The organism is Roseomonas sp. 18066 (genome assembly GCF_902706185.1).
Lineage (GTDB): Bacteria > Pseudomonadota > Alphaproteobacteria > Acetobacterales > Acetobacteraceae > Pseudoroseomonas.
Genome location: NZ_CACSJM010000131.1, coordinates 1 through 16,503 on the forward strand (window position 1 = coordinate 1; position 16,503 = coordinate 16,503).

A 16,503-nucleotide genomic window follows, 5' to 3' on the forward strand; every position below is an offset into this window, starting at 1 on the left:
GGCGGGTGGCGCAGATGGATGCGCGGCTGGCCGCGGCGGCGGGCGGCGCGCCGCGGCTGTGCAGCTGGACGGTGACCGCCGATGACGGCGTCTTCGTCGCCTCCGGCCGCGACATCACCGAGCGCGCCCGCCTCGAGGAGCAGCTGCGGCAGAGCCAGAAGATGGAGGCCGTCGGCCAGCTGACCGGCGGGCTTGCGCATGACTTCAACAACATGCTGACCGGCATCACCGGCAGCCTTGAGCTGCTGCAGATCCGCGTCGGCCAGGGGCGGCTGGGCGAGCTCGACCGCTTCATCGCCGCCGCCCAGGGCGCGGCCAACCGGGCGGCGGCGCTGACCCACCGGCTGCTGGCCTTCTCCCGCCGGCAGACGCTGGACCCGAAGACCGTGCGCCCCAACCGCCTGGTCGCCGGCATGGAGGAGATGGTGCAGCGCACCGTCGGCCCCGCCATCGCGGTGGAGACGGTGCTGGCGCCGGCGCTGTGGCCGACGCTCTGCGATCCGAACCAGCTGGAAAACGCGCTGCTCAACCTGTGCATCAACGCGCGCGACGCCATGCCGCAGGGCGGCCGGCTGACCATCCGCACCAGCAACCTGGAGCTGGACGAGCGCGCCGCGCAGGGCCGCGACCTGCCGCCCGGCGCCTATGTCTCGATCAGCGTCGCCGATACCGGCACCGGCATGACGCCGGAGGTGATGGCGCGCGCCTTCGACCCCTTCTTCACCACCAAGCCGCTGGGGCAGGGGACGGGGCTGGGGCTGTCGATGATCTACGGCTTCGCCAAGCAGTCGGGCGGGCAGGTGCTGATCCGCTCCACGCTGGGCCAGGGCACGGTGCTGACCATCGACCTGCCGCGCCACTGGCAGGACAGCGTCGAGGAGGATAGCGAGGCCGCCCGCCCGGCCCCGCGCGCCGAGGCCGGGCAGACCGTGCTGGTGGTCGATGACGAGCCGACGGTGCGGATGCTGGTGGTCGAGGTTTTGCGCGAGCTGGGCTATGCCACCATCGAGGCGCGCGACGGCGCCGAGGGGCTGGCGCTGCTGCAATCCGGCCGCCGCATCGACCTGCTGATCAGCGATGTCGGCCTGCCGGGGGGCATGAACGGGCGGCAGATGGCGGATGCCATCCGGCCGCACCGGCCGGCGCTGCCGGTGCTGTTCATCACCGGCTATGCCGAGGGCAGCCTGGCCGGCGACGCGGCGCTGGAGCCAGGGATGCAGATCCTGACCAAGCCCTTCGCCATGGAGGCGCTGGCGACACGGATCAAGGCGATCCTGGATCCGGCGGTGTCAGCCTGAACCAGGCGATCAGCCCAGCTTCTGGTATTTCTTGAGCAGCCTGTCGCGCTTCAGCCGCGACAGGCGCTGCGTCCAGAAGATCCCGTCGAGCTGGTCGATCTCGTGCTGGTGGCAGATGGCGTGCAGCCCTTCTGCCGCCTCCTCGGCCGGCGTCCCGTCGAGCTGCTGGTAGGCGATGCGGACCGATGCCGCGCGCTCCACCGTCTCGCTGACGCCGGGCATGCAGACGCTGCCCTCGGGATGGGTGATGCGCGCCTCGGACGCCCAGAGCAGCCGCGGATTGGCGTAGAAGCGTGGCGCGTCCCAGCCCTCGAGCTCCAGCACCACCAGCCGCAGCGGGATGCCGAGATGGCAGGCGGTGATGCCGATGCCGGGGGCGGCGCGCATCGTGTCCAGCACATCCTGCGCCAGGGCGGCCAGCGCGGCGTCGAAATGCTCGACGGGGGCGGCGGCCTGGCGCAGGCGGGGATCGGGGAAGCGGAGCAGGGGACGGATCGGCATCGGCCCCGCTTCTAGTCTGGCCGGCTCAGGCGAGGAAGACGTCGTCGAAGCAGGCATGCACCCCGGTGCCGAGCTGCACCGCATTGTTCAGCCGCTTGTCGGTGACCGAGGGGTAGTTCACCTCCACCACCCAGAGCAGCGGCATGTCCTCCACCAGGATTTTCTGGACGTCGCTGAAGGCGCTTCTCCGGTCCGCTTCCGTCGCCGCGGTGCGCGCCTTGGCGAAGAGCTCGTCCACCTTCGGGTTGGAATAGCCGGCCGTGTTGGTGAACAGGATCTTCTGGATATTCGAGGAGACGTAGGAACGCTCGACGCCCAGCGTCGGGTCGCCATATTGGTAGAGCACGTTGGACGTCGCCTCGTAGTCCCAATTGGCGATGCGCGAGGCCCAGGTGCCGGCATCGGTCGATTCCAGCGTGACCTCGAAGCCGATCTGCCGCATTGCCTGGCGGAAGTACTCGCCCATGCGGGTCCAGATCTCGCCATAGGGCGGGATGACGTATTTGAAGGCGCCGCGCACGCCCTGGCCGTTCGGCTTCAGCCCGGCCTCGTCCAGCAGGGCGCGGGCCTTGGCGACGTCGAAGCCGGCGAGCTTGGCATTGGCGTCGTGGAAGCGGGTGGTGGAGGCGACCGGGCCGGTGGCCGGCTTGCCCAGCCCGAACCACAGCCGGTTGACGATGAAGCTGCGGTCCAGCGCCATCGACATGGCCTGCCGCACCCGACGGTCGTCGAAAGGTTTTACGCGGTGGTTCAGCTCGAACCAGAAAAGCGGGGAAAAATATTCCCAGCCCTTGGTGGTGACGTTGAGGTTCGGGGCCTGGCGCAGGGCCGGGATGTCGAAGGGCTCGATATCGGTCGCCGTGGTCAGCTGCACCTGGCCGCTTTCGATCGCCAGCCGCCGGCTCTGCCCGTCGGGGATGACGCGCCAGAGGATGCCGTCCAGATAGGGCTGCTGCGGCTTCCAGTAGTCGGCGAAACGCTCCATGCGGATAAAATTGCCGCGCTGCCATTCGACGAAGCGGAACGGGCCGGTGCCGATCGGCCGCGCATTGGCCGGGTTGGCGCGGATGTCGCCGCCTTCATAGACATGCTTCGCCACGATCGGCAGCGCCGTCGCGTCGAAGCAGAGCAGGAAGGGCTGGAAGGCCTGCTTCAGCACGAAGCGCACGGTCAGCGGGTCGGGCGCCGTCGCCTCGGCGATGCCGGAGATCACGCCGCGCAGGCGGGGGGCGATCTCGCGGTTGAACTGCATCACCGAGTAGAGGACATCGTCGGCGGTGAAGGGGCGGCCGTCATGCCACTTCACATTCTCCTGCAGGCGGAAGACGTATTCCAGCCCGTCCGGGCTGATCGTCCAGCTTTTCGCCAGCTCCGGCAGCGGGTCCAGCGTCGGCGAAAATTTCAGCAGCCCCTGGGTGATCTTGGTGCCGCAGACCAGGGTCGGCGTCTGGTTGTTGACGCCGATCTGCAGGATCGGCGGCTCGGGGTTCAGGATGACGTTCAGCGTGCCGCCGCGTTTCGGCTGCACCCCCTGGGCCAGAGCCTCGCTGGCCGAGAGCAGCAGGGGCGCCGTGCCCATGGCCCCGAGCAGATGGCGACGTGAGATGGTCATCCGAGCCTCTCCAACGCTGATGCGTGGGCCGAGGCTAGGATGAAACCGGCCGGGACAGGAAGCGCCGCGTCGTCAGAGGCTCATCAGGCTGGCATTGCCGCCGGCGGCCGCGGTGTTGGTGCTGGTCGAGCGCTCGGTCATCAGCAGCTCGGCCGGGTAGAGGCCGGTCGGCCCCGGCACCAGCAGCGGCCGGATCGGGCCGGGGATCTTGGCCAGTTCGGCGTTCAACGATTGCAACGCGGCGGTCGGACCTTCGAACAGCACGGCATCGCTGGGGGAGCCCGGCGCCGCCAGCAGCGCGGCGACGCCGGGCGGCAGCGGTCGCGGCGGGGCGGCGTCGGGGGCGTAGCGGTTGCCGGTGGCAAGGCACGCCGCCAGCTGGACCCAGAAGCCCGTGGCGCTGGCGCTGACGCCGCGCACGGTGCCGCGCGGGGCCAGGCTGTATTCGTTGAGCTCCCCCACCGGCCCGTCCAGTGTCATGCGCAGCCCAGGGCGGGCGAGGGCGGCCTGGGCAGCGGCCTGGCGGCCGGCCTCGGGGTCGGCCAGGCGCAGCCAGTCCAGCAGGATGGCGACGGCCGGCTGTGGCGGCGTCGGCGGCAGCGGCGGCTGCGCCGGGTGGGACGCCATCAGCCGGCGCAGATAGAGCGGCCCGCCCGCCTTCGGCCCGGTGCCCGACAGCCCATGCCCGCCGAAGGGCTGCACGCCCACCACGGCGCCGATCAGGTTGCGGTTGACATAGACATTCCCCGCGCCCGAGGCGGCGGTGAGCGCCGCAATGCTGTGATCGATGCGTGAGTGGACGCCGAAGGTCAGGCCATAGCCGGTGGCATTGATGGCGTGCATCAGCGCCGCCTCCTCGCCGCGGCGGTAGCGCAGCACATGCAGGACGGGGCCGAATACTTCCCGTTGTAGATCATCGATCGACGTGATCTCGATGATGGTCGGCGGGACGAAATGGCCCTTCGCGCAGGCCTCCGGCAGCGCGACCTGATGCACGGCGCGGCCCTTGGCGCGCATGGCGGCGATATGGTCCTCGATGCCCTGCGCGGCCTCGGCGGTGATGACCGGGCCGATATCGACCGACAGCCGGTCGGGGCGGCCGAGGCTGAGCTCGGCCATGGCGCCGCGCAGCATCGTCAGCACGCGCGCGGCCGCATCCTCCTGCAGGCAGAGCAGCCGCAGCGCCGAGCAGCGCTGCCCGGCGCTGTCGAAGGCCGAGGCGATGACGTCGCCCACCACCTGCTCGGCCAGCGCCGAGGAATCGACCACCAGCGCATTCTGCCCGCCGGTCTCGGCGACCAGCGGCACCGGGGCGCCGTCGGTGTTCAGGCGTTTCGAGAGTTCGCCCTGGATCAGGCGCGCGACCTCGGTGGAGCCGGTGAACATCACGCCCTGGACGCGCGCATCGGCGACCAGCGTCGCGCCGACCGCGCCCTGGCCGGGCAGCAGCTGCAGCGCGGCGCGGGGGATGCCGGCCTCGTGGAAAATCTCCGTCGCCGCCGCGGCGATGAGGGGAACTTCCTCGGCCGGCTTGGCCAGCACCGGATTGCCTGCCGCCAGCGCCGCGGCGACCTGGCCGGTGAAGATGGCCAGCGGGAAATTCCAGGGCGAGATGCAGGCAATGGGGCCGAGCGGGCGATGCTCGTCGGTGAAGCTCTTCGCCTGGGATGCGTAGTAGCGCAGGAAATCGATGGCCTCGCGCACCTCGCCGATGGCGTTGGGCAGCGACTTGCCGGCTTCCCGCACGATCGGGCCGAGCAGGGCCGGCAGCCGCGCCTGCATCAGATCGGCGGCGCGGTCGAGCAACGCCGCGCGCTCGGCCGGCGCGACCGCGGCCCAGCCAGGGGCGAAGCGGGCGGCGGCGGCCAGCGCTGCCTCCACCGAGGCCGCGCCGGATTCCACCGCCTCGCCGACGATGTCGTCCTGGTCAGCGGGGTTCGTCACGGTGATCGGCGCGGCGTCTTCGGCGACGGCATCGGCCAGCATCGGCGCGGCCGTGTAGCGGGCGGGGGCGGCGGCCAGGGTTGCGGCCAGCGCCGCCAGCCGGTTCTCATCCACCAGGTCCAGCCCGGCGGAATTCGCCCGCGCCGCGCCGAACAGCGCGACGGGGGCGGCGATGGCGTCATGCGGACGGCCGACCGGGGTCAGCGAAGCGGCCTCGGCCACCGGATCGGCGGTCAGGGCGGATACCGGCACCTCGGGGTCGTTGATGCGGTTGACAAAGGAGGAGTTGGCGCCGTTCTCCAGCAGCCGTCGCACCAGATAGGCCAGCAGCGTCTCATGCGTGCCGACGGGGGCGTAGATGCGGCAGGGGCGGTCCAGCTTGCCGGGGCCGACGACCTCTTCATAGAGCGGCTCGCCCATGCCGTGCAGGCATTGGAACTCGTATTGGCCGGGCTTCCAGGTTGCGGGATCGGCCATCTGCACGATCGCCGCGAGCGTCCGCGCATTGTGGGTGGCGAATTGCGGAAAGACCGCGTCGGGCGCGGCCAGAAGCCGGCGCGCGCAGGCGAGGTAGGAAACGTCGGTGTGGATCTTCCGCGTAAAGACGGGAAAACTTTCCAGCCCATCGAGCTGGGCGCGCTTGATCTCGCTGTCCCAATAGGCGCCCTTGACCAGCCGCACCATCATCCGCCGGCCGGTGCGCCGCGCCAGGTCGATGACGAAGTCCACCACATAGGGCGCGCGGCGCTGATAGGCCTGGATGACGAAGCCGACGCCATCCCAGCCGGCCAGGCGCGGATCGGCGGCCAGCGCCTCCAGCAGGTCGAGGGAGAGCTCGAGCCGGTCGGCCTCCTCGGCGTCGATGTTCAGCCCGATGTCGTAGCGGCGGGCCAGCATGGCCAGGCCCATGACGCGCGGCAGCAGCTCGGCCATGACGCGGGCCCGCTGCGCCCGGGCATAGCGCGGATGCAGCGCCGAGAGCTTGATCGAGATCCCCGGCCCCGCCTGGATGCCGCGCCCGGCCGAGGCCTGGCCGATAGCCTCGATCGCCGTCTCGTAATCCCTCAGATAGCGGGCGGCATCCTGCGCGGTGACGGCGGCCTCGCCCAGCATGTCGTAGGAATAGCGAAAGCCCTTCTGCTCCATGGCTTTCGCGCGGGTGAGGGCCTCGTCGATGGTCTGGCCGGTGACGAATTGCTGGCCCATCAGCCGCATCGCCATGTCGACGCCGCGGCGGATCACCGGCGCGCCGGCGCGGCCGATCAGCCGGGACAGCGCGGCGCCGAGGCCGGCCTCGGTGTCGGGCACCGCCAGCCGCCCGGTCACCACCAGCCCCCAGGTCGCCGCATTGACGAACAGCGACGAAGCCTGGCCGAGATGCGCGCCCCAGTCGCCGCCGCCGATCTTGTCGCGGATCAGCGCGTCGCGGGTGGCGCTGTCGGGGATGCGCAGCAGCGCCTCGGCCAGGCACATCAGCGCGACGCCCTCCTGGCTGGACAGCGAAAACTCCTGCACCAGGGCCTCGACGCCGCGGCCGGGGGGCTTCTGGCGCAGCGCGGTGACCAGCGTCCCGGCCAGCGCCGTCGCGGCTTCGTCCTGCGCCGGGGGCAGGCGGGCGGCCTCCAGCAGGGGGGGCAGGCAGTCGGTCTCAGCGCGGCGGAAGGCCGCGGTGATGGCGGCGCGCCGCGGCGTCTGCGGCAGGAGCTCGGCGGCCAGCGGGGCGAAGGGGGCGGTGTCGCGCATGGCGCGGAGATCCTCGGCAAACGATGCGGCAGCCTAGCCAGGGCGACGATGGATCAGTATCGGTTGATTTAGGTGTCCCGCCGGATAAAACACGGTGAACAAGCCATGATGCAGGGAAAGATGCAGGATATTGACCGGATCGACCGCAGCATCCTGGACATCCTGCAGCGCGACGGCCGCATCACCAACCAGGAGCTGGCCGAGCGCATCGGCCTGTCCCCCACCGCCACCAGCGAGCGGATGCGCCGCCTGCTGCGCGAGGGTTTTGTCACTGGCTTCGGCGCGCGGCTGGACCCGCAGCGGCTGGGCTTCGGGCTGCTGGTCTTCGTCGAGGTCCTGCTGGACAAGACCACCCCCGACATCTTCCAGCGCTTCGCCGACGCGGTGATCCGCGCGCCGGAGGTGCTGGAATGCCACATGGTCGCCGGCGGCTTCGACTATCTGGTGAAGACGCGGCTGCGCGACATGGCCGCCTACCGCGCCTTTCTCGGCGACGTGCTGCTGGCCCTGCCGGGGGTGAAGGAGACGCGGACCTATGCGGTGATGGAAGAGGTCAAGAATGACGGCCCGCTGCCGTTGAAGTGACGCGTTGTTCCTGGCAGGCGCGCCAGACGCGCTCCGGCGTCAGCGGCATGTCGAGATGGGCGAGGCCCAGCGCGTCGGCCACCGCGCCGACCACGGTCTGCGGCGCGCCGATGCAGCCGGCCTGGCCGGCGCCCTTGGCGCCCAGCGGGTTGCGGGCGGTGGGGTGCTCGTTGAACAGCACCTCCAGCCAGGGCAGGTCGGCGGCGCGCGGCAGGCAATAATCGTTCAGCGAGGCGCTGAGCAGCTGGCCGCTCTCGGCGTCGTAGCGGATGGCTTCCAGCAAGGCCTGGCCGATGCCCTGGGCCAGCCCGCCCTGCACCTGCCCCGCCGTCAGCAGCGGATTGACCATGGTGCCGTAGTCATCGACGGCCAGGTAGCTCTGCAGGAAGACCTCGCCGGTTTCGGGGTCGACCTCGGCCTCGGCCAGGTGGCAGCCATTGGGGAAGACGATCTGGTCGTTCGGGTTGTGCGCGTCGCTGTCCAACGCCGCCGCCCCGCCCTCCTCGATGATTTTTGTCAGCTCGACCGTGGCGCCATCCGGCGAGGTGAAACGGGCGTCGGCGAAGGTCAGCGCGGCTTCCTCGGCCTGCAGCAGCGTCGCCGCCACCGCGCGGGCCTTCCCCAGAAAGACGTCGAGGGCGAGCACCAGCGCCGTCCCGGCCAGCGGCAGGCTGCGCGCCCCGCCATGCCCGCCGCCGCGCGGCAGCAGGTCGCTGTCGGCCTGCAGCAGCTCGAAAGAATCCTCGGGCAGGCCGAGGCGGCTGGCGGCGATCTGGGCGAAGCTGGTGGCCAGCCCTTGGCCGTTGGACTGGGTGCCGGTCAGCAATCCGATGCGTCCCTCGGCCAGGATGCGGATGGCGCCTTCCTCAGTCGGCTGGCCGCGCGAGGTCTCCAGGAAGCAGGCCAGCCCCAGCCCGCGCAGCCGCCCCTTCGCCGCGGATTCCGCCTGGCGCGCGGCGAAGCCGGCATGGTCGGCGGCGGCCAGCGCGGTGGCCAGGTTTTCGTGGAAGCGCGCCGTGTCCATCGGGATGCCCAGCGCGCTGACATGCGGGAAGCGGGTGATGAAGTTGCGCGCCCGCAACTCCGCGCGGTCGAGGCCGAGCTGCAGCGCCGCGACATCGATCAGCCGCTCGATGATGTAATTGGCCTCGGGCTTGCCGGCGCCACGATAGGCATCGATGGGGGTGGTGTTGGTCAGCGCCCCGCGCGCGGCGAAGGAGACGGCCGGGATGGCATAGACCCCGCCCATGGCCGCGGTCGGCGCCGTGGTATGCGCCCCTGGCCCCAGGGAAGAAACATAGGCGCCGAGCCCGCCGACGAGCTCGACCTCGAGGGCCAGGAACGTTCCTGCAGCATCCAGCGCCAGCCGCGCGGTGCTGACATTGTCGCGGCCATGCGCGGCGCTGGAGAAATCCTCCATGCGCTGGGCCAGCCAGCGCAGCGGCCGCCCGAATTTTTGGGCCGCCCAGAGCAGCGCCACATATTCGGGGTGCAGCACGTTCTTCATGCCGAAGCCGCCGCCGACATCGGGGCAGGTGACCTGGATGCGCGCGGCCTGCAGCCCCAGGCAATGCGCCAGGTCGCGGCGCAGCCCGTGCACGTCCTGGCCGCTGACCACCAGGTGCAGCCGGTCCGACGCCGTGTCGTGCCGCGCCAGCACGCCGCGGTTCTCCAGAGGCGCGGCGGTGACCCGGTTGTTGACCAGGGTCAGGCTGACCTGATGCGCGGCGGCGGCGAAGGCCGCGGCGACCCGCTCCGGCTCGCCGCGGCGGAAATGAAAGGCCTGGTTGCCGGGAATCTCCGGGAAGAGCAGCGGCGCGCCGGGGGCCAGCGCGGCGGCGGTGTCGGTCACGGAGGGCAGGGTGTCGTAGTCGATGGCCACCAGCTCCGCCGCGTCGCGGGCCACCGACAGGGATTCGGCCAGGACCAGGGCGACGGGCTCGCCGACATGGCGGACGCGGTCCACCGCCAAAGCCGGGCGCGGCGGCACCACCAGGCCGGTGACGATCTCGGGCGACATGGCGCAGGGCAGCGGCTGCACGCCCGCCGCCGCGAGCTGGGCGCCGGTGATGACGGCAACGACGCCGGGCAGGGCCAGGGCCTCCGTGGCGTCGATCGCCCCCAGCACGGCATGGGCATGTGGCGAGCGGATGAAGACCGCCTGCAGCGCGTCGGGGGCGGGCAGGTCTTCCAGGTAGCGGCCCTCGCCGCGGAGGAAGCGCTGGTCCTCCTGCCGGCGGCGCGAGCGCGGGTCGCGGAACAGCGTGGCGGCGGCGTCGGTGCGGGCAGGGGTCATGCCGCCATTTTTTACCAGTTTGGCGCCGGGCGGAAGGCGCCGTGCTGCAGCCAGGGCGCGGCGGTGCTGACCTCGAGCGCCGCCGCCAGGGCGACATCGGCGCCGAAGCCGCGGCCGATCAGCTCCTGGCCGGAGACGCAGTCTTCCAGCAGCCGGCCGATCGCCGGGGCCGCCGCCTGGAAGCCGTCGCGGGCGAGCTCCGCCTCCGGCGACAACGGGTCGTCCAGCTGGGACAGGATGGCGCCGGCGCCGAGCCAGTCTTCCACCGCCGGGCGCAGGCTGCCATCGGGCCAGCGCTCGCCGGCCGGCACCAGGCCGATGGCGCCGCCGCCGGCCAGCTGACGCGCCGCGTGGGCGATGGCGGCGGCATTGCGCAGGCAGCCGGCCAGCAGCGGCGTGGCGCCCGCCGCCAGCGACAGCCGCGCGCCATTGGGCGAGGGCAGCAGCAGGGAAGACCCCTCGGGCAGGCTGGCCAGGCTGGCGGGCGACAGGCTCCACTGCCCGCCGCCGGCGCGGCGCGGCCGGGCCAGCAGGGCGCCCAGTTCCTTGGCGCGTTCGGCGGCGGCGACCTCGTCGCCATGCGGGTGCGGATAGACGGTGACACCGCGCGCCAGCGCCACGTCCAGCGCGGTGCCGAAGGACAGCACATCGACCACGATGAGGACGGCGACTTCGTCGCGCAGCGCCTCGAGCCCCGCCAGGCCCCATTCCAGCCGGATCATCCTGATCCTCCCTGTCTTTCGGGTTTTCCCTCGTAAAACCGGGACAAAAAAAAGGCGGTGCCGAAGCACCGCCGAGTTTAGGGAGGAAACGTCCAAGAAAGAACGATCGAGGCAGTGCCGTCGACCGCTGCAATGCAATATAGGGAAGAGTTTACGCTCACGCAAGTGTGAGGGTGCGACGCAGCAAGATGGCTGGGTTGCGGGTGACGCAAGGCTCAATGGCCAAGTTTTGGCTTTGTTTTCAGATACTTGAGCGGGGCTGTTCACGCCGTCGCAACGGCCTGGGCGGGCCACAAGGGCCGCCGGTCTTCCTTCAAGTTATAGTGAAGGAATCTGCGGCAGGCCCTTGTTCTTGAACGATCAGGCTCAGTCGGCCACTTCCGCCGTGCCCTCGGCCAATCCCTGGCGCCAATAGGCGGCGGCGCGGAAGGCGCCGCGCGGCAGGCCCAGCGCCTGGCCGAAATGCTCGCGCAGCGTGCGGGCCGTCGCCGCCTCGCAGGCGGCCCAGGCCGAGGCGGTGCCGGGCACCGCATGCTGCGCCGGCCATTGCACCGCCTGCACCGCCGCGAAAAGTTTTCTTCCATACGCCGCGCCGTCCCGCGGCAGCCAGGTCACCGGCATGCCGGGGGGATGCGCCAGCGGCTGGCGCTCGGCGTCATCGGCCACCTCGATCAGCACCTGGCCGCGCGCCTCGGCCGGCATGGCCTCCAGCGCGCGGGCGATGGCGGGCAGCGCCGTCTCGTCGCCGGCGACCAGGGTCCAGCCCTGCAGCGGGATATGCCCGCCGCCCGGGCCGGCGACGCCCAGCCAGTCGCCGGGACGCGCCCGCATCGCGAAGCGCGAGCCGGGGCTGCCGTCGCCATGCACCACGAAGTCGATGTCGAGCTCGTTGCGGGCCAGGTCGACGCGCCGCAGCGTGTAGGTCCGCCGCGTCAGGGCACAGTCCGAGAAATCCGGCTGGCCGCTGGCGGTCAGGGTCGGCCAGCGTGGCTCGGGGGCCTCGCCGCTGCCGGTGCCCTCCTCGGGCAGCAGCAGCTTCACATGCATCATCTCGGCGTCGAAGCGCTCCAGCCCGATGCCGGTCACGGTGACGCGCCGCATATGGGGCGTCACCTCGACGACGCGGGCGACGCGGGCGCTGCGGAAGTTGTGCGGGCGGCTGCCGGGGCCGCTCTCGCCGGCGCCGCGCCAGACGATGCCGAGCTTCTCCTCTGGCGCGAAGGCCTCCAGATGGCCGGCGACGGTGGATTTGGCATCGGCCAGGCGGTCGGGCTCGGCCGCCTCGATGCGCAGCGCGATGGCGCCGGGCTCAAGCTTCAGGAAGGCGGTGCCGCCGGGGAAGTCGATGCGGGTGTCGTCGACCGGGCCCAGGATGGTCAGGCCGTGGCTGGCCATGTGCTCGCGGAAGGTCGCGATCAGCGCATCGGGGCGGCGGGCGCTGGCGCGCGCCTCGGTGATCAGGCTGGCCATCTTTCTGTCCTCAGAGCCCGCCGGCCGGAAGATCCGCCCAATGGGCGCCCTGCATCGGGATGGCGAGGAAGCGCTCGTTCAGCTGCGCCATGGTGGCGGCAGGGTCGAGGTCGCCGCAGCGGTCCGGATGGCACCAGCGGGCCAGCGCCTGCAGCATGATCAGATGCGCCGGCGTGTCGTTGAAGCCGTGCCAGATGGCATGCGCGCGCCCGGCCTTCACCGCCGGCAGCACGTCGAGCTTGCTGCGGCGGATGACGCCGGCCAGCGCCTCGGCCGCGGCCTCCGGCGCGATGCCCGGGCCGAGCGGGATGCCGCCGCGCGTGCCATAGGGGCCGCCCGTCGCGACATAGAGCCAGGGATCGGTCGCGATCACCTGTTCCAGCGAGACATCGCCGGTGTTGGTCGGCAGCAGGTCGGCACCGATGTTATGGCCGCCGGCGAAGCTGATCATGGTGCTGTAGGCGCCGCGCCCGGGCGAGCTGCAGCAGGGCGTGCCGCCGGCATGGGCATGGACGAAGACGCGCGGCCGCTGGGTCACGCCCTGCAGCCGCTCGGCGATCAGCTGCCGCCCGCCGCCGTAGAATTCCTCGAATTTCCGCGCTTCCGCCTCGCGCCCCATCACCTGGCCGAGGATCGCCATGCTGCGCTGGGTATTGGCCATCGGGTCGACGAAGAAGTCGATCACCACGACCGGGATGCCCATCGCCGTCAGCCGGTCCGGCAGGTCGCCGCCATAGGGGCCGAGGGAGGCGAGGCTCGCGATCACCAGCTCCGGCGCGCCGGCCAGCAGCGCCTCGATCGACAGCCCGCCGCTGCGGCCGCGGGCGATCACCGGCACCGCCTCGGCGGCGGGGAAGCGGTTGCGCACGGCGGCATAGTCGGGCGGGTTCATGGTGCGCAGGTCGTCGCCCCAGCCGGTGACGAGGGAAACCGGCTCCGGGTGGATCAGCCCCATGGCCAGGACGTGGCGCGCCTGGGTCAGCGCGATGCGCGTCGCCGGCTTCGCCAGCCGCACCTTGCGGCCCATGATGTCGGTGATCTCGATCGGGCCCGCCGCCCGGGCCAGGCGGGGCATGGCCAGGGGGGAGGCCAGCGTTGTGGCCATCAGGCCGGCGATCAGCGAACGACGATGCATGCGGCACTCCTGCGCGGGACCCTGCCACGCGATATCGGCCGCCGCCCTGCATCATGCAAGGCGGCGGCGGGCTTGCTTACCAGCGCACCCGCAGCGAGCCCAGCACCATCCGGCCATTGCCGAAGTAGCAGGCGGTCACGGTCGAGCAGCTGGCGACGTATTCCTTGTCGGCGATGTTGCTGGCATTGACCGCCAGCTCCAGCCCGCGGGCGCTCTCGAAGCGCTCGCCGAAGTCGTAGCGGACGGCGGCGTCGAACAGCGTCGCCGCATCGACCTTGAAGGTGTTGGTGTCGTTGCCGTAGGTCTCGCCGACATAGCGGACGCCGCCGCCGACCGACAGCCCGCGCAGCGCGCCGTCGCGGAAGCGGTAATTGGCCCAGCCGCTGGCCAGGTGGCGCGGCACCTGGGGCACGTCGCTGCCGCGCACGGCGGCGGTGTTGGACTGGGTGATCTCGGCATGGGTGTAGGCATAGGCGCCGATCAGGTCGAGGCTGTCGGTCAGGCTGGCCCGCGCCTCCAGCTCGATGCCGCGCGAGCGGATCTCGCCCTGGGCGATGCTGTAGGTGGTGTAGACCGGGTCGAGGGTCAGCACGTTCTGCTGGGTGATCTGGAAGGCGGCCAGCTGGACGAAGCTGTTCATGCCCGGCGGCTGGTACTTGATGCCGACCTCATACTGCTCGCCGGTCGTCGGCTCGAAGGTGCCGGCGCCACGCTGCGGCGCCTGGGTGCCGGTGTTCGGCAGGAAGGAGGTCGAGTAGCTGGCATAGGGCGCCAACCCGTTGTCGAACAGGTAGAGCGCGCCGGCGCGCCAGGTCACCTTGTCGTCGTTCTGCGAGGAGATGACGTTGTCGGCGCCGCTGGCCAGGTGCGAGGTGGTGCCGAGGCTGGCGCGGTCGTAGCGCAGGCCGAGGTTGAAGCGCCAGCGGCCCAGCGCGATCTGATCCTGCGCGTAGAAGCCGACCTGGTCCAGGTTCTGGTTGGTCAGCCCGGCCGGCGTGGTCTGGATCGCCGGGATGTTCTGCCAATAGACGGGGGCGAAGATGTCGAGCGTCGGCGCGGTGCCGAGGCCCTGCCGCGCGCGCGCCGAGGTGCGCTGCCAGTCGACGCCGAACAGCGCGGTGTGGCGCAGCGCGCCGGTGGTGAAGCTGGCCTGGGCCTGGTTGTCCAGCGCATAGGCATTGGCGTGGTCGGAGACGAAGGTGGCGCCGCGCGTCCCCGTCCGGCCATCGGCGCCGATCGCGCGGATCGACAGCACATTCACCTCGGCATCGACATGGCTGTAGCGGAAGTTCTGCCGCAGGGTCCAGGTGTCGTTCAGCCGGTGCTCCAGCTGGTAGCCGATGGCGGCCTGCTCGCGCTGGTACTTGTCATAGGCGGGGTCGCCGCCGAAGAAGCCGCGCGGCAGGCTGCCGTTGCGGTTGTAGAGAACGGTGCCGCTGGCGGGGACGAAGTTGTAGAAGCCGCCCTTCGGATCGTTCTGGTAGGAGGCCAGCACGGTGATGCTGGTGTTGTCGTCCGGCCGCCAGGTCAGCGCCGGCGCGATGGCGATGCGTTCCTCGGTCGCGAAGTCGTATTGCGTGTCGGCCTTCCGCGCCATGCCGGTCAGGCGATAGCTGACGGTGCCATCCGCGGTCACCGGGCCGCCGAAATCGAACAGCGTCTGCATCAGCCCGTTGGTGCCCGTCTCCAGCCGCACCTCATGGGTCGGCGTCGAGGTCGGGCGGCGGCTGACCAGGTTCACCAGGCCCCCGGCGCCGGTCTGGCCATAGAGCACGCTGGCCGGGCCGCGCAGCACCTCGATCCGCTCCATCAGCCAGGGATCGGTGTTGGGCACGCCGAAATACAACCCACGGCCCTGGCGCAGCCCGTCCTGGAAATTGACGAAGGCGGCCGCGGTGCCCTGGCCGCCGAAGCCGCGCACGAAGACGCTGTCATAGCGGGCCGAGGGGCGGACCTCGCCGAGCACGCCGGCGGTGTAGCGCAGCGCCTGGCTGACGCTGAGCGCGCCCTGGTCGTCGATCTGGTCGCGGGTGACGACGCCCACCGATTGCGGCGCCTCGATCAGCGGCGTGTCGGTCTTCGACCCCGTCGTCGTCACCGGCGCCACATAGCCCGGCGTGTGCTCCCAGGCGCGCCAGGCGGTGGCCTGGACATCGACATCCGGCAGCACGGTGGCCGGCGCCTGCGCCCGGGCCCCGCCCGGCATTCCCAGCACCATCGCCGCGGCCGAGGCCAGGAGGAGGGAACGCAAGGGCATCGAGCGCAGCATGGCGGGATCCGTTCGTGATTCTTAATCGGTGGCTTGTTCTTTCACGACTGCGACTTAGTCGCAACAACGCTTTGTTGCTTTTCGACCGCGCTGTGGCGGAAACGCCACATCGGGCTACGATAGCGCCTTCTAACAGAACGGTTTTCGTATCAGGCCTGCAGCGCCCGCAGCCGCGCGGCGGTCACCGCATCGGCCGGATAGAAGGCCTCGATGGCCAGCTCCGACAGGCTGACCTCCAGCGGCGTGCCGAAGACCGTGGTGGTGGAGATCAGCGACAGCCGCCCGGCCGTGCTGTCCAGCAGCAGCGGCACGGCGATGCCAGGGGTCACGGCGTGATCGGCCTCCGGGAACGGCCCGCCCAGCCGCGCCAGCTCCTGCGCGAGGACAGAAAGCTGCGCATCGCCGCTGGCCGCCGCCTGCCGCCGCAGCCGCGCCAGGATATGCGCCCGCCATTCCGCCAGGTTGCCGATCCGCGGCGCCAGCCCGCCCGGATGCAGGCTCAGCCGCAGCACATTGACCGGCGGCCGCAGCAGGGAAAGCTCCGCGACGCCGGCCAGCAACGGCGCCACCGCTTCATTGGCCGCCACCATCTGCCAGTGCCGGTCCACGGCCAGCGCCGGGTTCGGCCCCTGCGCCGACAGGATCGCCTGCAGCACAGCGGCCACCGCCGGGTCGCTGGCCAGCCGCTCGGCGAAGCGCGGCGCGAAGCCGGCGGCCAGCAGCAGCGCGTTGCAGTCGCGCAGCGGCACCTCCAGCTGCCCGGCCAGCCGCAGCACCATCTCGCGGCTGGGCGAGACCCGGCCGCTTTCGACGCAGCTGAGATGCCGTTGCGACACCCCGGCCTCCAGCGACAGCGCCAGCTGGCTGAGCCGCCGCCGCTGCCGCCAGGCGCGCAGCTGGAGGCCGACGGGGGAGGCGGGGGAGAGGG

11 protein-coding genes are annotated in these 16,503 nt (G+C 71.3%); 2 read left to right on the forward strand and 9 right to left on the reverse strand.

Features of this window, described 5'->3' with window-relative positions:
* The coding region (locus GVN67_RS22285) for a response regulator (RefSeq protein WP_159999534.1) at nucleotides 1-1,298 on the forward strand (1,298 nt) is incomplete at its 5' end.
* A 9-nt stretch (nucleotides 1,299-1,307) separates the two neighbouring features.
* On the opposite strand, the gene GVN67_RS22290 is transcribed toward GVN67_RS22285, so the two are convergent.
* The 3 genes from GVN67_RS22290 to putA all read right to left on the reverse strand — a co-directional run bounded on the left by GVN67_RS22290 (nucleotide 1,308) and on the right by putA (nucleotide 7,098).
* A complete protein-coding gene (locus GVN67_RS22290) occupies nucleotides 1,308-1,799 on the reverse strand; it encodes a peptide deformylase (RefSeq protein WP_159999535.1) in 492 nt (163 codons plus the stop codon).
* Nucleotides 1,800-1,824: 25 nt separating this feature from the next.
* Complete coding sequence (locus GVN67_RS22295) at nucleotides 1,825-3,411, reverse strand: ABC transporter substrate-binding protein (protein WP_235035422.1); 1,587 nt, start codon at nucleotides 3,409-3,411, stop codon at nucleotides 1,825-1,827.
* 72 nt (nucleotides 3,412-3,483) lie between these two features.
* Nucleotides 3,484-7,098 (reverse strand): trifunctional transcriptional regulator/proline dehydrogenase/L-glutamate gamma-semialdehyde dehydrogenase, encoded by a 3,615-nt coding sequence (putA, locus tag GVN67_RS22300; RefSeq protein ID WP_159999536.1) that lies wholly within the window; start codon nucleotides 7,096-7,098, stop codon nucleotides 3,484-3,486.
* A 120-nt stretch (nucleotides 7,099-7,218) separates the two neighbouring features.
* On the opposite strand from putA, the gene GVN67_RS22305 reads away from it, so the two are divergent.
* A complete protein-coding gene (locus tag GVN67_RS22305; protein ID WP_159999537.1) occupies nucleotides 7,219-7,683 on the forward strand; it encodes an Lrp/AsnC ligand binding domain-containing protein in 465 nt (154 codons plus the stop codon).
* Here the strand turns inward: GVN67_RS22305 and GVN67_RS22310 are convergent.
* The 6 genes from GVN67_RS22310 to GVN67_RS22335 all read right to left on the reverse strand — a co-directional run.
* A complete protein-coding gene (locus GVN67_RS22310; RefSeq protein WP_159999538.1) occupies nucleotides 7,652-9,979 on the reverse strand; it encodes a xanthine dehydrogenase family protein molybdopterin-binding subunit in 2,328 nt (775 codons plus the stop codon). The genes GVN67_RS22305 and GVN67_RS22310 overlap by 32 nt on opposite strands.
* Nucleotides 9,980-9,990: 11 nt before the next feature.
* On the reverse strand, nucleotides 9,991-10,701 hold the full coding sequence (locus GVN67_RS22315) for a 2-phosphosulfolactate phosphatase (RefSeq protein ID WP_159999539.1): 711 nt from the start codon (nucleotides 10,699-10,701) through the stop codon (nucleotides 9,991-9,993).
* 366 nt (nucleotides 10,702-11,067) lie between these two features.
* Nucleotides 11,068-12,171 carry a siderophore-interacting protein gene (locus tag GVN67_RS22320; protein WP_159999540.1) on the reverse strand — a complete coding sequence of 368 codons (1,104 nt, stop codon included), beginning with the start codon at nucleotides 12,169-12,171 and terminating at the stop codon, nucleotides 11,068-11,070.
* Between the two features lie 10 nt (nucleotides 12,172-12,181).
* Nucleotides 12,182-13,306, reverse strand: coding sequence for an ABC transporter substrate-binding protein (locus tag GVN67_RS22325; RefSeq protein WP_159999541.1), 1,125 nt, complete (start codon nucleotides 13,304-13,306; stop codon nucleotides 12,182-12,184).
* Nucleotides 13,307-13,382: 76 nt separating this feature from the next.
* Nucleotides 13,383-15,575 carry a TonB-dependent siderophore receptor gene (locus GVN67_RS22330; protein ID WP_159999542.1) on the reverse strand — a complete coding sequence of 731 codons (2,193 nt, stop codon included), beginning with the start codon at nucleotides 15,573-15,575 and terminating at the stop codon, nucleotides 13,383-13,385.
* A gap of 149 nt (nucleotides 15,576-15,724) precedes the next feature.
* On the reverse strand, nucleotides 15,725-16,503 hold a 779-nt coding region (locus GVN67_RS22335; RefSeq protein WP_368667254.1), incomplete at its 5' end, for a helix-turn-helix domain-containing protein.

Bases quoted from the DNA above. Each gene is read 5' to 3' on its own strand.
- GVN67_RS22290 (WP_159999535.1), bottom strand. From the start codon at position 1,799: ATGCCGATCCGTCCCCTGCTCCGCTTCCCCGATCCCCGCCTGCGCCAG.
- GVN67_RS22295 (WP_235035422.1), bottom strand. From the start codon at position 3,411: ATGACCATCTCACGTCGCCATCTGCTCGGGGCCATGGGCACGGCGCCC.
- putA (WP_159999536.1), bottom strand. From the start codon at position 7,098: ATGCGCGACACCGCCCCCTTCGCCCCGCTGGCCGCCGAGCTCCTGCCG.
- GVN67_RS22305 (WP_159999537.1), top strand. From the start codon at position 7,219: ATGCAGGATATTGACCGGATCGACCGCAGCATCCTGGACATCCTGCAG.
- GVN67_RS22310 (WP_159999538.1), bottom strand. From the start codon at position 9,979: ATGACCCCTGCCCGCACCGACGCCGCCGCCACGCTGTTCCGCGACCCG.
- GVN67_RS22315 (WP_159999539.1), bottom strand. From the start codon at position 10,701: ATGATCCGGCTGGAATGGGGCCTGGCGGGGCTCGAGGCGCTGCGCGAC.
- GVN67_RS22320 (WP_159999540.1), bottom strand. From the start codon at position 12,171: ATGGCCAGCCTGATCACCGAGGCGCGCGCCAGCGCCCGCCGCCCCGAT.
- GVN67_RS22325 (WP_159999541.1), bottom strand. From the start codon at position 13,306: ATGCATCGTCGTTCGCTGATCGCCGGCCTGATGGCCACAACGCTGGCC.
- GVN67_RS22330 (WP_159999542.1), bottom strand. From the start codon at position 15,575: ATGCTGCGCTCGATGCCCTTGCGTTCCCTCCTCCTGGCCTCGGCCGCG.